Source organism: Chitinophaga sp. 30R24, from assembly GCF_049056765.1.
Lineage (GTDB): Bacteria > Bacteroidota > Bacteroidia > Chitinophagales > Chitinophagaceae > Chitinophaga.
The window spans coordinates 13,181-27,096 of sequence record NZ_JBJGXX010000008.1 but is presented as its reverse complement, the minus strand read 5'-3'; the positions used below and the strand labels follow the sequence as shown (position 1 = coordinate 27,096).

Below are 13,916 nucleotides of genomic sequence, written 5' to 3'. Positions count from 1 at the left end.
ATTACATTATTTAATCCTGGGTCATTAACCGGATAAAACTGTCTTCAATACCGGGTTGTATCTGTTTAATGATGACGTTCCGGTGTCCCTTTTTTTCCAGATCTGTTTTTAAATCGGTAACAGCGCCGGCGTTTGGCTGTAATGTAACATGAATGTATTCGCCAAAGGTATAGCTGGTAGCTACTGCTTTCATATTGTGCAGTTCATTCAGCAAGTTGTAAATATTATCAGCTTTGATGGCATAAAGTGCTACAGGATACTGGGAAATGATATTGGCTGGGGTGTCTATCGACATGACCCGGCCCCCCTGTATCAGGGCAATTCTTTCACATAGCACAGCCTCGTCCATGTAAGGAGTAGATACTACTATGGTAATGCCCTGTTGTTTAAGTTGTTGCAACATTTCCCAAAACTCTTTTCTGGACACTACGTCTACGCCGGTAGTAGGCTCGTCGAGGAATAATACTTCCGGTTTATGGATCAACGCACAACAAAGCGCCAGCTTCTGTTTCATGCCGCCGGAGAGTTTGCCTGCACGCCGGTTGTTGAAAGGCTCGATCTGCTCATAGATGTCCTTGATCATGTGGTAATTGCGTGCTATGGAGCTATCGAAGAGGGTGGCAAAGAAGTCCAGGTTTTCTTTTACGGTAAGATCCTGGTAGAGGGAGAACCTGCCAGGCATATAGCCTATTCTTTTGCGGATCTCTTTATAGTCTTTCACACAGTCGTAACCGTTAACAGCGGCATTGCCTTTATCTGGCAGCAATAGGGTAGTGAGTATCCGAAACAGGGTAGTTTTGCCTGCGCCATCGGGGCCAATCAACCCAAACAGCTCTCCGGGAGCTACCTGCAAGGAAATGTCGTTTGCGGCCAGCACTTTACCATTTTCGTAGGTCTTGGTAATATGGTTGAGCGTAACAGCGTTCATGATTTAGGATTGATCAGCATTTCACCATACATGCCTATCTTCAGGTAGGTATCGTTCTTTACCCTTACTTTGATCGCATATACAAGATTGGCGCGTTCATTTTTAGTTTGGATGGTTTTAGGGGTGAATTCTGATTTATCTGAGATCCAGGTAATTTCTCCCGGATAGGACTTGTATTTTTTTTCACCCTGGTCTATACGAACTTGCACCTGTTGGCCCAATTTGATCTCCGGCAAGGTGGCGCCGGTTACATAGGCCTTCAGGTAGAGGGTATCTGTATTGGCAATTTTGTATAAAGGCTTACCGATAGCAGCCATTTCACCTTTAAGCGCATACCTTGACAGTACTACACCGCTGATAGGATTAATAACCTGGCCTTTATGCACTTGTTCTGCATATTGTGCCAGCGATTTTTCCAGGGAGGCACGATCGCTGAGTATGGTGCGGTTTTGGGTGGCAGTGTTGGAGTTATTCAGGGCAATTTCCTGGCGGGTAGCGCTCAGTTGCCGTTCCATCTGTTCTATTAATGCATTAATATCGTCTAGTTGCTTCTGGGTAGCGGCATCGCTTTTTACCAGGTTTTCAGTTCGCTTACGTTCCCGGTATTGTTGCTGAAGCTGTGCTTCCTGTACCAACAGTTGCCGCTGTACCAGTTCTGTTTGCGGTACCGGGTCGTGGGTTTTTTCTTTCAGGGCGTTAATAGATGCTTGTACTTGTTCCTGTTGCAGGGTAGGGATGGTAACATCTATTTGTCCAACCACTTGCCCGGCGCTGAGCTTATCGCCTTCCTGTACAGAAAAGCTGAGTATTTCTCCATTTTGTTCTGCAGAAACGATTACCTCGTCTGCTTCAAAATTTCCGGAGGCGTCATAGTCTAGTTTTCCCTTTCCACAGCTGCTTGCCAGTATTAACAGAGACAGACCATATATCAGGTTATATTTCATATGCAATAATTATAATCAGTTACCAGAAGTGTTTTTGTAGTTGTATTGTGCCTGTAATAATTGAATGCGATGGAGTATGCGCGATTGTTTGGCCAGATTTTCCGCATTCAGTTTGGAGATAAATTCGTGTACGGTGATCACGCCGTTGTCTAGTTGGGCCTGGGCCGATTTTTTAACAGAGGTACGCAATGCGATGGCATCATCGTCCTGGTTGATCAGCTCCGCAAATTTGCTGACGTCCTGGTTTTGTTGTTCCAGTGAAAGATAAGTGTTAAACAGGAATGTTTCCTTGCTAACATCGAGGTTTTGCCGGTTGATATTGAGCAGTTGCCGGTTGTTTTTAAGGGAGTAGAGACTACCAAGCGACCAGTTCAGTCTAACGCCGCCTACCCACCAGGGGCCAAACTTATTATCTACGATATTCAAGGTGGGGCGGCCATAGGCGCCCTGCAGAAAAGCGTTTAGCCGGGGCAGATAGTTGGATCGAAGTTGTTTTTCTTCTACGTCTACAGCCTTTTTCTGGACATCATACCAGGTGAGTTCCGGACGGTGAATACCTTGCTGTGGTAGCACCGGGGCCGGCCAGGTCAATACTACGCTATCATCTATCGGTTGATTGATGAATAGGGAGAGCATTTTCATATAAGCCTTACGGTTAGCAATAAATTCTGTAGCATTCATATCGGAGCTTACGATCTCGGCTTTCAGTTCATCTACGTTGCTATGGTAAGCAACGCCGTTGGCCAGGGCAGCCTGTGTTTTTTCGGTAGTGCTTTGCAGGTCTGCTTTTTTTATATCGTTCTGTTTTAACTGTGCTTCCATCAGCAAAATGGAGAAGTACAGTTGGGTGACCCTGTCTCGGATCGCATAGAGGTTTACTTCCAGCTGCTGTTGTTGTATGGCTTCGTTGGCCTTGCTGCTTTCTTTTTGTAGCCTGGTAAAACCTCCATCATAGATCTGCTGGGTGATCTCGGCCTGTATCTTGTACTGGTCTTTGCTAAGCTGCGGAAGCATGAGACCTGGCAAGGGAGGGATCACATCGGCGAAACTGATGGTTTGTGATTGATAGCTGGCTTGTCCGCTTACGGTGAGTTGAGGTAGGTATAATTTGCCTGCATTTTCTATCGAATACCTGCTGCTGAGCGCAATCAGGTCGTGTTGTTTTATCAACGGGTAGTTTTGCCGGGCCATTGTGTAACATTCCTCTAAAGTAAGGCTACGGGGCTGGGCTGGCAGCTGTCCGCTTAAAACACTGAATATTAAAAAGCAGCACATCTTTTTATATATGTTCATAGTGCAGTATTCAGGTTGGATATTTGTTTTGAAAAGTTGTTCAATTTTAGGATTTTTTTATTTCATCATGCCTTTCAGCCAAATAGGGATCAGCTGTTTTCGTTCCTCCATCAGCCGTTTGAAGGCTGTAGCTTTAACCACCTTGTTCCGTTCCAACAATGGGCGCGCTAGGAAAGGCATTACCACAAAACCAATTAAATTCATTAAAATATGCAGCGGATCGATCTTTAGTTTGCCGGCTGCCTGCAAGGCATATAGTTGCTTAAAGAAGTGCGACTGGAAAATACCGTTCTTGCGGTTACCTTTTAATAGTTCGTTGCTACCCGCAAAAATTTCATTGACCATAAACAAGGGGAAGTCGGGGTTTTTCAATAGTATCCCAATATATTGGTCTGCCACTTGTTCCAATTGCTGCTGTAAGGTTAGTTGCTCGTTGTTGAGTACGGAGATTACAGCTGTGATCAGCTGATCTATCGTTTCTACCATTACCAATTGAAAGAGTTTCTCTTTGCTGCGGAAATAATAATTTACGAGCGAGAGGTTAATGCCTGCTTCCGCGGCAATGTCCCTTACCTTCGCCGCTTCGTATCCTTTCCGGGTAAATACCAGCCTGGCAGCAGCTTTGATCCGCTCTTCCGTTGAAGTGTCGATTTTTGTTTTCTTTTCATCCACCGGTATCATCTGGAAAATTTATACACCAAAGATATAAAATTGAACAACTTTTCAAAAATGTTGTTTAATTCTTTCTCATAAGACAAGCGAATTCAAAATTATCCAAACTTATCAAGTGATTATTATTTTAATGACGTAGCATATTGTGCGATTAAAAGCAGGGTTATATCTTTTTCTTACCTAATGTACTAATCATTTAATCCCTTTCCGTTGAGAATTTGCTGTATACATTTTTCAACCCTAGACTCCCGGGTTTTAGATTGCTTGGGTGCAGAAAAGTAAAGAACGTATGCTCTTTGCCGTCCGGGCGTTAAAGCAGTAAAAGCAGTTTTTAAGGCAGGGAGCTCATCTAATTTATTTTGAAATTCTTCAGGAAATATGAGTGCTGTACTCTTTATAAAATTCACTTTCAAGCCGGCTTTTTCCACTTCGATGGCTTCATAGATATAGGCTTTCAAGATAGGTTCCAGCTCAACTATTTCCCGAACATTGGTGAACCGGATCTGGCGCCCCGACTGTGTATTCTTCGTTTGTTGGATTAGAATACCATTGGGATCATTTAACAAGGCGCCTTTGAAAAACAAAAGCGCACAGTATTCTTTAAACACATGTATTAAAACGATATTACTTTTCTGAAACGTGTAACAAGGAACGCCCCACTTCAATTCTTCGGTCAGCTGACAGTCGAGAACAATCGTTCTCAACTTTTTCAATTCTTCCTCCCACTTTTGGGTTTTACTTACATATATATCAACCTTAGGATTCATTTTACTCCTTTGTTATAGTATGTTATTTTAATTTATTTGCGATGTCCTGTAATCGGTTATGTGCCATATTCATGCCTTTAGCCATACCTATTTGCAGCATTTGGTCTCTGTGTGTTACTGATCTATATACTATATGAATATTGAGTTTGCTGGTATCGTCAGTAAGTTTTTCAAACTCTAAGAACTCAAGCTGGATGCCAAAAGGCGTATTCTCCATTTCAAATGTCCGTGTGATTTTCTGGTTCGGGCTAAACTCATGGATTACTCCATTGAACCCGTATTTGTTTCCTTTAGCATCGGTTGTTTCAAATTGCCAGCTGCCGTGCTTTTTATTTTCAAGTTTCAGCACTTTCGTTCCCATCCATTGTTCAACGATGTCGGGCTCTACATACGCTTTAAAAAGTAATTCCAATGGCAAATCAAATTCCCTTGTAATCATTAATTCCTGTTTGCCGTCTTCGGCATTAATTTTTGTTTTTTGTTCCATGTGATGCTATTTATTTGATTTGTACTTTTTCATTATGGTTTCCAATTTATTAAACCTATCATCCCATATTTTACGGAATGGTTCAATAAAGTCTGCTATTTCTTTTATCTTTTCAGGATTTAAGTGATAATAAATTTCCCTGCCGTTTTGCTCTTGTGCTAATAATTCGCACTCGGTGAGTATTTGCAAGTGTTTTGAAACCGTTGGTCTCGCTGTGTTAAAGTTTGCGGCTATGGCTCCGGCAGTCATGGATTGCGAAGCCACCAACAGCAGTATAGCCCTTCTTGTTGGGTCTGCTATGGCTTGAAATACATCTCGTCTTAAATTCATCGCGTAGCTATTTGACTACAAATATATGTGTAGTTATTTAGCTACGCATATATTTCGGAAATTTTTTTTTGGTTAGAAGGTTTTTGGACCGGCTGTTTAGACTTTTTGCCAACTTGTTTATACTCGCCATATTTCCCTGATTTATTTCGTTTATACCTACTAAAAGCGGGAGATAAGGGAGATTGCTTCAGGTATTTGCCTTGAACAACCTCGCATTCCTATATGTTATAACAACAATTATCAACAGGTTACATTTTCTGCAGAGCGTAAAGCGTGTCTGCATGAATTTAACCACTTACTATCTATCTCCTCATCAACTTTAAATAATTTAATTAATATGAAAATTAGCATAATAGGAGCAGGTAGCATCGGAGGTACCCTTGCCCGTAAGCTTACAAAGCTTGGGCACGAGGTGTATATTGCAAATTCCAGAGGCCCTGAAACGCTTACCGGATTAGCGCAGGAAACCGGCGCCACTCCAATTGCAGTAGATAAAGCGGTGAATGGTGTTGATCTGGTTATTGTAACAATTCCAGAAAAAGCCGTACCAAGCCTTAGTCGTGTTTTTGCTAAGGCGCCGGATGATTTGATCATCATTGATACATGCAATTACTACCCGCATTGGCGCGATGGTTATATAGCTGGTATAGAAGAAAGTGGTATGACAGAAAGTGAATGGGTGCAGCATGAATTAGGACGGCCAATTATTAAGGCTTTTAATAATATTGTTTATACAAGTCTTGGTAAACAGGGAAAAGTGGCCGGAACGCCGGGTAGAATTGCCCTGCCTGTTGCCGGAGATAATGCCGACCATAAAAAAATTGTGATGCAGCTAATTGATGAACTTGGATTTGATCCGGTAGATGGAGGCGCTTTAAAGGATTCATGGCGGCAACAACCGGGTACTCCTGTTTATATTACAAACCTTGATGTTGCGGGTCTGAAACGTGCTTTGTTAGAGGCTGATCCAACAAAAATAGCTTCTAACAGGGCATCTATCTAACCTGTATCAGCTGGCTCCAGTTGTGATGTTCTTGAACTATTACAGGCTTTAGCCTTGCATGAGCCATTTAAGATCCATTTGTTTGTATATTTATAGTAAATCCCTTACGATGAAATTGCCTGTCATTCACGGTTATATCGACCGGCGTATATTGATTAACTTTAGTGTAGCGCCAGAAGTAGTGAAGCCCTTGTTACCGCTAGTATTCAGCCCTAAGTGTTATAATGGCAAAGCTATTGTTGGCATATGCCTCATTCGCCTGAAGTACATCAAACCTAAAGGTTGGCCCAACTTTATAGGTATCTCTTCCGAAAATGGCGCGCATCGTATGGCGGTAGAATGGGAAGAAGGCGGTATTATCCGGGAAGGCGTATATATTCCCCGTAGGGATACTTCTTCAAAACTAAATACCCTGGCTGGTGGTAAATTGTTTCCTGGTGAGCATCACCTGGCAAAATTTAATGTAGTGGAAAAAGAAGATCATTATCATATTGATTTTACCAGCGATGATCAAACACATATTGCCATTGATGCCAGTTTGAGCGATGAATTTCCTGAGGCCTCTGTATTTGGTACCCTGGAACAGGCAGCCCACTTCTTCGAGAAGGGGGCGGTGGGTTATTCTCCTAACCGCCGGGATATGTTGGATGGCCTGCGTTTGCATACTTATACATGGGATGTACGTCCTTTACAGGTGCATCGGGTGAGTTCCAGCTTTTTTGAAAATGCTTTTTTATTTCCTGCTGGTACTGTACAATTCGATAATGCGTTATTGATGACCCACATTGAGCATGAGTGGCATACCTTGCCTGGAAAGAGTGGAGGAAAATGATAATAAATAAATAATAATTAATTAAAAGACCTTGTTGTTAAAGGGTTTCACGTGGTTAACCTGCTTGTCTTGCAGTAGCGCTGCTTTCATATAGAGTGTTTTTTATCTTGTTTTGCTGAACAATGTAAAAAAACATTCAAATACTCTATTGATGGATTCACGCAGAGAATTTTTAAAGAAGTCATTTTTATTGTCAGGGGCTGCAGGGTTATCTACTATGATGCCAGCTTCCATACAAAAAGCACTAGCTATTGACCCAGCGCCTGGAAGCACTTTCCTGGATGCAGAACATATTGTTATCCTTATGCAGGAAAACCGTTCCTTCGACCATTGCTTTGGTACTTTACAGGGTGTGCGCGGATTTAACGATCCAAGGGCAGTATGGTTGCCAGATGAAAAAAGGGTATGGTTTCAAACCAACGAGCAGGGGGATACCTATGCGCCTTTCCGGCTCAATATTAAAGATACCAAAGCTACCTGGATGGGCGATTTACCGCATTCCAGGCCCAGCCAGGTAGATGCCTATAACAATGGCCGCTACGATAAATGGTTGATTGCAAAAAAATCTGGTAAGAAAGAGTATGCAGAAATGCCACTTACGCTGGGCTATTACAACCGGGAAGATTTGCCTTTCAACTATGCTATGGCAGACGCTTTCACCATCTGCGACCAGAACTATTGTTCTGCCATGACCAGCACTACACCTAACCGTTCTTTCTTTTGGACAGGTAAGATTACGCATGAAGTAGACGGGCTACCTAAAGCGCATATCCGGAATGATGATTACAGCTACGCTAAATTGCCCTGGAAAACTTTTCCAGAATTATTGGAAGAGAATAATATTGCCTGGAAATTTTATCAGAATGAACTGAGTTGTGGGGGCGGATTTAAAGGAGAGGAAAGGGCTTGGTTGGCTAATTTTGGTTGTAATTTACTGGAATTCTTTGCGGCTTACCATGTAAAGTTCTCTGAACGTTACGTTAAAGCATTGATGAAGCAAGTGGAAACATTGCCCGATGAAATTAATAAGTTACAGGAAGCCAGTCCTTCCTCCGACAGCGCAGCAGATAAGATCCGTGCAGATATTGCTAAAAAACAGGCCGTACTGGATAATGCTACCAGTGAATTGCTGAAATGGAATAAAGAGAGCTATGACAAACTGACTGCGCAACAGCAATCGCTTTATCACCGGGCTTTTGTGGTAAACAGCAATGATCCGGGGTATAGGAGCATTACTACGGTAAAATATAACGACGGTAAAACGGAAAGAGAAATCACCGTACCGGCGGGAGATGTGTTGTACCAGTTCCGGGAAGATGTAAAGAATGGGCAACTGCCGGCTGTTTCCTGGCTGGCTGGCCCGCAAAACTTCTCTGATCACCCCAGCGCTCCATGGTATGGCGCCTGGTATATATCTGAAATACTGGATATCCTTACTGCTAATCCGGAAGTATGGAAGAAAACGATTTTCATTGTTACTTACGATGAAAATGATGGTTATTTCGACCACGTAGTGCCTTTCTCTATTAGTGATAACAAAAAGCCTGGTACAGGTAAGGTATCTGCTGGTATAGATACCGAAGTGGAACACGTAAGATTGGCTAATGAGCTGGCACAGGGTATAAACCCTAAGCAAGCCAGAGAAGCTCCGATAGGATTAGGGTTCCGGGTGCCGATGCTGATCGCCTCTCCATGGAGCAGAGGTGGAAAAGTATGTTCTCAGGTATTTGAGCATACATCAACCTTGCAGTTCCTGGAAACTTTTTTCAATAAGAAGTTGAATAAAAAATTGTACCTGGAAAATATCAGTCAGTGGAGACGTACTATCAGCGGTGATCTTACTGCTGCATTTAGTCCTTTTAATACTACCACGCCAGATAAACAAATCTATCTGGATCAACATAAAATGGTAGAAAAGATCAACAATGCCCGTTTCAAAGATGCACCCGATGGTTTCCGCAAGGTTACTGTGGCGGATATATCTACCTTTAATACCCGTAATAATGGTAAATTATTGTTACAGGAAAAAGGTACCCGTCCTTCCTGTGCTTTGCCTTATGAGCTGCTGGCAGATGGCAAATGGGAACAAGACCAACAACTGATCACGCTGAGCATGGAAGCAGGTAAACAGTTCTTTGGTGACCGTGCTGTAGGTGCGCCATTTACTGTATATACGAATCTGGCATATAAAAATGAAGAAACTGGTGCTAAGGAAGAAGGCCGTACCTGGTCTTTTGCCGTTAAGGCGGGCGATGCGCTCACTTATCAATGGCCTGCCAGCGCTTTCGATGGCGGCCGTTATCATCTGCATTTGCATGGGCCTAATGGTTTTTACCGGGAATTTAAAGGCGCTGCCAGGCATCCACAGCTCGATGTGCAGTTAGGTTATGAACAGGGTGGTAAAATAAAAGTGAAGCCAACCGGCAACGTTGTACTGCATATTACTAACAACAGTAGTGAAATCCGTGATTTTAGCGTTATAGACAATGGTTATAACGGTAAGCAGGTACAACGTAAAATAGCTGCTGGCGAGTCACTGGACTTGATGCTGCCTTTACAGAAAAGTGGCGGCTGGTACGACTTTACAGTAATCGTAAACGGTTTTGATACTTTTGCCCAGCGTTATGCAGGAAGGGTAGAAGCTGGTGTGGAAAGCATTACTGATCCGCAAATGGCAGGATGATAATCATTAATTATTAATAGAAAGAGGGTGTATCAAACGAAAGGCTGATACACCCTCTTTGTCTTTCTCCTGGCCGGCGTTTAAAGCTCCCAGCGCATCCGGTCTGCCTCAATATATAAGCATAATAAAGAATCTATATATAATCAGTGTGTTTTTGATAGAAAAGCATTGTCTCACGTTGGGCAGGTGTAGATATGCAGTACTTCGTTGTGCCTGCCTACAAAGTCTGTGCATATTTTTTTTAGTCTTATTCAGGTAATCGTTACTTTTATAAGCAAGTAACCATGATAAATATCCCAAGGTTGTCATTATAATAAGGTATGTATGGCGTTTCGTTACCCTGATAATCGCTCAATCATATGCGCAAATCTCTTTTACTGTTTATTGCAGCGCTGGGACTGGTGTTTTTATTGTTAGTGATATTGTTCGTTTCCGGTTATAAGGTACATCACCAGAGCGCCCAGAAATTATTGAAAGCCACAGACACCTTGATGATAGAAGATCCTTCTATTCACCTGATGGACTCCGCGCTCTTTACGCTCAACGATGCCGAAAGCAACTTTCGTCTGTATACGGTGTTGTATGAACGAAAATATCTGCAATTGTTCTCTGCTGATCTGGGGAACGTTTTATCAATGGTAGATACAATCAGTTATTCGCTCAATGGCTCGCTCAATAACCGGCAGTTTGGTGACCTCATTCGGGAGAAGGAGCGTATGTCTGCCCGGATCGGTGAGCTGAAGAAATCGACCGATTCCATGTTGGCCCATTCCATCAAGAATGAGATGATAGACAAATTGCTCCGGGAAATTCCCGCCTACCAGGTAAAACAGATCAAAAAGGAGAAAGTGGTAATGGACACCATTAGCCATACACAGGAGCCAAATAAGGGTAAAAAGGGTCTTTTTAAAAGGCTGGGCAATGCCTTTGCTAACAAACAAGATACCGTAAAGGCACAGATGAGCGTTATCGTGCATACCAAAGGCGGACGGGTGATAAACAAGGAACAATATGATGCCATGCAGTTACGGAAAGTAGTGATGGACATTAATAGTTATTACCGGAGTGTCTTGAAGCAGCAACTGACCAACCGTTTGAAGCTAAATGAAGAAGAATCCACGCTGGCAGGTACCAATATTACGATGATGGAAGAGCTGAAGCTGTTGTTGATTTCCCTCCGGGAGCATGCTGCTTCTGAGGGCCGGCTCAAAAAGCAGGCTGCCCACCACATTGTAAAGGGAAGTGCCCTTAAAATGAAAAGCATCGTGCTGGTGGGCCTGGTAGTTTTGTTGATCTGCCTTGGCGTAATTGGCGCTGCAGCCTGGGCAATGCGTAATAATAACCGTATGCTGAAAGCGGGTAAACTGGCGGCGGAAGAGCAAACCCGGGTACGTACCGACTTCATGAACAATATGAGCCATGAAATGCGTACACCGCTTAATTCGGTAGCCGGGTTTGCAGAGCAGCTGTCATATACGCCTTTAAACCAGGAGCAACAACGGATGGTGGCTTCTATTGAAGCGGCTACGGAGCTACTTATACAAGTAGTGAACGATGTGCTGGATTTTTCTAAACTGGAACATGATTACATTTCTTTATCCCCCGAGCCTTTCCTGCTATATCGGGCATTTACAGAAGTGGTAAACCTGATGCGCGTACAGGCTGATAAAAAAGGGTTGGCTTTTCTGGTAAATTTCGACGGCGATCAGCAAGCTATAGTTAATGGAGATCTTTTCCGGCTCAAACAGATCCTGATCAATCTGATCAGCAATGCAATAAAATATACAGATCAGGGTAGTGTGATGGTAACGGCTGTATTGGAATCTGATAACGATGCTGCCTGGCTGTTCAGTTTTACGGTAGCAGATACAGGTCAGGGGATTACGGAAGAGGCTCAGCAGCATTTATTTGAGCGCTTTTTTCAGGCAGGGGAGTCGCGCAGCAGCATGAAAGGCACTGGCCTGGGGCTAGCTATCACCAAACGTTTGCTCGCTTTGCAGGGAGGCAATATTACAGTGAGTAGCCAGCCTGGTAAGGGAGCTAGTTTTAGCTGTCATATTCCTTATGAAAAAGTATCTGAGCCACTGCCGCCAGTTACTACCAGCCACCAGGAAACAACAATGGTTACCGGGGCGCATATGGAAGGCCGGTATGTGCTTATTGCCGATGATCAGGAAATGAACCTGTTACTGTTGAAGCTGATCCTTACCCGCTGGAAGTGTCGTTTTGATATGGCTACTGATGGAGAAAGCGCCTGGCAATTGTTGATCCGCAACAATTACGACCTGGTATTGCTGGACATGCATATGCCCGGCATGAGTGGGGTAGAAGTAGTAGAGCGTATACGTAAAATGAAAGATCCGGAGAAAGCAGGGGTAGTAGCCCTGGCGCTTACTGCCAATATTACTGCCGATGATGAGGCCGCTTTTAGGAGGGCAGGCTTCAACGGCTGGTTGCTAAAACCTTTCCGGGAAAAAGATATTTACCAGGTGATCATCCAACACCTGCAGCCGGCAGTATAATCGTATGCCCGTTATGGTTATATCCTGCATTAGCATCATTGCCATCCACCACCCAGTGCGCGGTATAAATAAACAATAGCCTGCAGCCGTTGAAGGTGATCGTTTACGCTACCCAGTTGGGCACCCAGCAGGCTTTGTTGGGCGTTTAATACTTCGGTATAATTGGCAAAACCATAACGTACCAGTTCCTGGGTGTATTCTACTGATTTTTGGAGATTTTGTAATTGCAACCTGCGCGAGTTGGCTTTTTCCAATGCTGTTTGATAAGAAAACAGTGCATTGGATACTTCCTGTCCGGCGTTGAGTACGGCCGTCCGAAAGCCCAGTGCAGCCTGTTCCTGTTGCTCTTTCGCTATTTTCAACCTGGCTTGGTTGATGCCCTGATTAAACAGGGGTTGCAAGAGGCTGGCAGTGAGGTTACCTAACCAGGAGCCGGGACCGGTGAATGAGCTGTAGCTGGTGTATCCGCCGGAGGCAGCAATGGTTAAAGAAGGATAGAACCAGGTGCGGGCTACATTGGTTAATTCGAAATAATAACGGAGGTTGTATTCTGCGGCCTGCACATCTGGACGGTTAGCCAGCAACTGTACAGGTACCCCTGTTTTTAACAGCATAATCGGTTGTTGCGCATCAAGGGTGCTCCGGTTAATAGTACCAGGTACCTTTCCGAGCAATAGGTTGAGCTGGTTTTCTGTTTCGCGGATGGACTGTTTAAAATCTGGAATAGTTACTTCCGCAGCATATTTACTTGCCTCACTTTGTACTACGGCTGCTCCGGTTACTACATCCGCCTTTTTTAGTTCTTTCATCACGTTTACGGTGGCCTGCCAGTTTATTACGGTTTGTTCGGTAATTTTCAACTGTTGGTCTAGCGCCATCAGGTGGTAATAGCTATTGGCAATATCGGCGACCAGCCCTGTTTGTACTGCCTGTGCGTTGGCGGTAGCTTCCAGGAAAGAGGCCAGGTTGGCTCGCCGGTTGCTGCGGAGTTTCCCCCAAATATCTGCTTCCCAGGTAGCTGTTAGTTCCACGTTATATTGCTGAGGCGTTACCAATCTGCCAACCCCTTGCTGGTTGGAGGCGCTATTGAGGGCGGCGCCGGCATCGCCGTTAACAGCAGGATACAGTGCCAATCTGCTTTGCGTGTAGCTGGCAGCTGCCTGCCGCATACGGGACCAGGCTACCCGTAAGTCCAGGTTGTTTTGGATGCCGGTGTCGATTAGTTGTTGCAGCAGGGTATCGGTAAAGATATCTTTCCAGTGCAGTACGGCAATGGTATTGGTATCAGTAGTATTAACGTCGCGGTACAGGTTTGTATCGGTGATGCCGGGCGACTGGTACCGTTTGGTAATATGACAGGCTGCCAGTATTCCTACTAGGGAAATAATGAGCAGTATATATATTCTTGCACGCAGTTTCATGGTTCAATATTTTTATTCCTTGCCCGCAGGCAGG

Annotated in this window: 12 protein-coding genes; 4 read left to right on the top strand and 8 right to left on the bottom strand. The window is 44.0% G+C overall.

Annotation, left to right across the window (positions count from 1 at the left end; genetic code table 11):
• Positions 1 to 10: 10 nt before the first annotated feature.
• The 7 genes from ACDQ55_RS16020 to ACDQ55_RS15990 form a co-directional block, all read right to left on the bottom strand.
• Entirely contained in the window at positions 11 to 928 is a 918-nt protein-coding gene (locus ACDQ55_RS16020; RefSeq protein ID WP_420982461.1) for an ABC transporter ATP-binding protein, read from the bottom strand.
• Positions 925 to 1,872: an HlyD family secretion protein gene (locus ACDQ55_RS16015; protein WP_420982460.1), complete on the bottom strand. Its 948-nt coding sequence runs from the start codon at positions 1,870 to 1,872 to the stop codon at positions 925 to 927. Before ACDQ55_RS16015 ends, ACDQ55_RS16020 begins: the two co-directional genes overlap by 4 nt.
• Positions 1,873 to 1,887: 15 nt before the next feature.
• The gene (locus ACDQ55_RS16010; RefSeq protein WP_420982459.1) at positions 1,888 to 3,165 is read right to left on the bottom strand and encodes a TolC family protein; all 1,278 of its coding nucleotides are present in this window, start codon (positions 3,163 to 3,165) and stop codon (positions 1,888 to 1,890) included.
• 57 nt (positions 3,166 to 3,222) lie between these two features.
• Positions 3,223 to 3,846, bottom strand: a complete 624-nt coding sequence (locus ACDQ55_RS16005) for a TetR/AcrR family transcriptional regulator (RefSeq protein ID WP_420982458.1) — start codon at positions 3,844 to 3,846, stop codon at positions 3,223 to 3,225.
• A 179-nt stretch (positions 3,847 to 4,025) separates the two neighbouring features.
• Positions 4,026 to 4,604, bottom strand: a complete 579-nt coding sequence (locus ACDQ55_RS16000; protein WP_420982457.1) for a YdeI/OmpD-associated family protein — start codon at positions 4,602 to 4,604, stop codon at positions 4,026 to 4,028.
• Between the two features lie 22 nt (positions 4,605 to 4,626).
• Positions 4,627 to 5,091 carry an SRPBCC domain-containing protein gene (locus ACDQ55_RS15995; protein WP_420982456.1) on the bottom strand — a complete coding sequence of 155 codons (465 nt, stop codon included), beginning with the start codon at positions 5,089 to 5,091 and terminating at the stop codon, positions 4,627 to 4,629.
• A gap of 6 nt (positions 5,092 to 5,097) precedes the next feature.
• A complete protein-coding gene (locus ACDQ55_RS15990; protein WP_420982455.1) occupies positions 5,098 to 5,421 on the bottom strand; it encodes an ArsR/SmtB family transcription factor in 324 nt (107 codons plus the stop codon).
• A gap of 172 nt (positions 5,422 to 5,593) precedes the next feature.
• Here ACDQ55_RS15990 and ACDQ55_RS15985 point away from each other — a divergent pair, with 172 nt between their 5' ends.
• The 4 genes from ACDQ55_RS15985 (at position 5,594) to ACDQ55_RS15970 (ending at position 12,461) form a co-directional block, all read left to right on the top strand.
• The gene (locus ACDQ55_RS15985; RefSeq protein WP_420982577.1) at positions 5,594 to 6,424 is read left to right on the top strand and encodes an NADPH-dependent F420 reductase; all 831 of its coding nucleotides are present in this window, start codon (positions 5,594 to 5,596) and stop codon (positions 6,422 to 6,424) included.
• 109 nt (positions 6,425 to 6,533) lie between these two features.
• Positions 6,534 to 7,256 (top strand): DUF2071 domain-containing protein, encoded by a 723-nt coding sequence (locus ACDQ55_RS15980; RefSeq protein ID WP_420982454.1) that lies wholly within the window; start codon positions 6,534 to 6,536, stop codon positions 7,254 to 7,256.
• Between the two features lie 151 nt (positions 7,257 to 7,407).
• Positions 7,408 to 9,939, top strand: a complete 2,532-nt coding sequence (locus ACDQ55_RS15975; protein WP_420982453.1) for a phosphocholine-specific phospholipase C — start codon at positions 7,408 to 7,410, stop codon at positions 9,937 to 9,939.
• 359 nt (positions 9,940 to 10,298) lie between these two features.
• Positions 10,299 to 12,461, top strand: coding sequence for an ATP-binding protein (locus tag ACDQ55_RS15970; protein WP_420982452.1), 2,163 nt, complete (start codon positions 10,299 to 10,301; stop codon positions 12,459 to 12,461).
• A 35-nt stretch (positions 12,462 to 12,496) separates the two neighbouring features.
• On the opposite strand, the gene ACDQ55_RS15965 is transcribed toward ACDQ55_RS15970, so the two are convergent.
• Entirely contained in the window at positions 12,497 to 13,882 is a 1,386-nt protein-coding gene (locus ACDQ55_RS15965) for an efflux transporter outer membrane subunit (protein ID WP_420982451.1), read from the bottom strand.
• Between the last annotated feature and the right edge of the window lie 34 nt (positions 13,883 to 13,916).

Coding starts and splice junctions, on each gene's coding strand:
- ACDQ55_RS15995 (WP_420982456.1), bottom strand. CDS start 5,091: ATGGAACAAAAAACAAAAATTAATGCCGAAGACGGCAAACAGGAATTA.
- ACDQ55_RS16000 (WP_420982457.1), bottom strand. CDS start 4,604: ATGAATCCTAAGGTTGATATATATGTAAGTAAAACCCAAAAGTGGGAG.
- ACDQ55_RS15980 (WP_420982454.1), top strand. CDS start 6,534: ATGAAATTGCCTGTCATTCACGGTTATATCGACCGGCGTATATTGATT.
- ACDQ55_RS15965 (WP_420982451.1), bottom strand. CDS start 13,882: ATGAAACTGCGTGCAAGAATATATATACTGCTCATTATTTCCCTAGTA.
- ACDQ55_RS15975 (WP_420982453.1), top strand. CDS start 7,408: ATGGATTCACGCAGAGAATTTTTAAAGAAGTCATTTTTATTGTCAGGG.
- ACDQ55_RS16015 (WP_420982460.1), bottom strand. CDS start 1,872: ATGAAATATAACCTGATATATGGTCTGTCTCTGTTAATACTGGCAAGC.
- ACDQ55_RS16020 (WP_420982461.1), bottom strand. CDS start 928: ATGAACGCTGTTACGCTCAACCATATTACCAAGACCTACGAAAATGGT.
- ACDQ55_RS16005 (WP_420982458.1), bottom strand. CDS start 3,846: ATGATACCGGTGGATGAAAAGAAAACAAAAATCGACACTTCAACGGAA.
- ACDQ55_RS15970 (WP_420982452.1), top strand. CDS start 10,299: ATGCGCAAATCTCTTTTACTGTTTATTGCAGCGCTGGGACTGGTGTTT.
- ACDQ55_RS16010 (WP_420982459.1), bottom strand. CDS start 3,165: ATGAACATATATAAAAAGATGTGCTGCTTTTTAATATTCAGTGTTTTA.
- ACDQ55_RS15990 (WP_420982455.1), bottom strand. CDS start 5,421: ATGAATTTAAGACGAGATGTATTTCAAGCCATAGCAGACCCAACAAGA.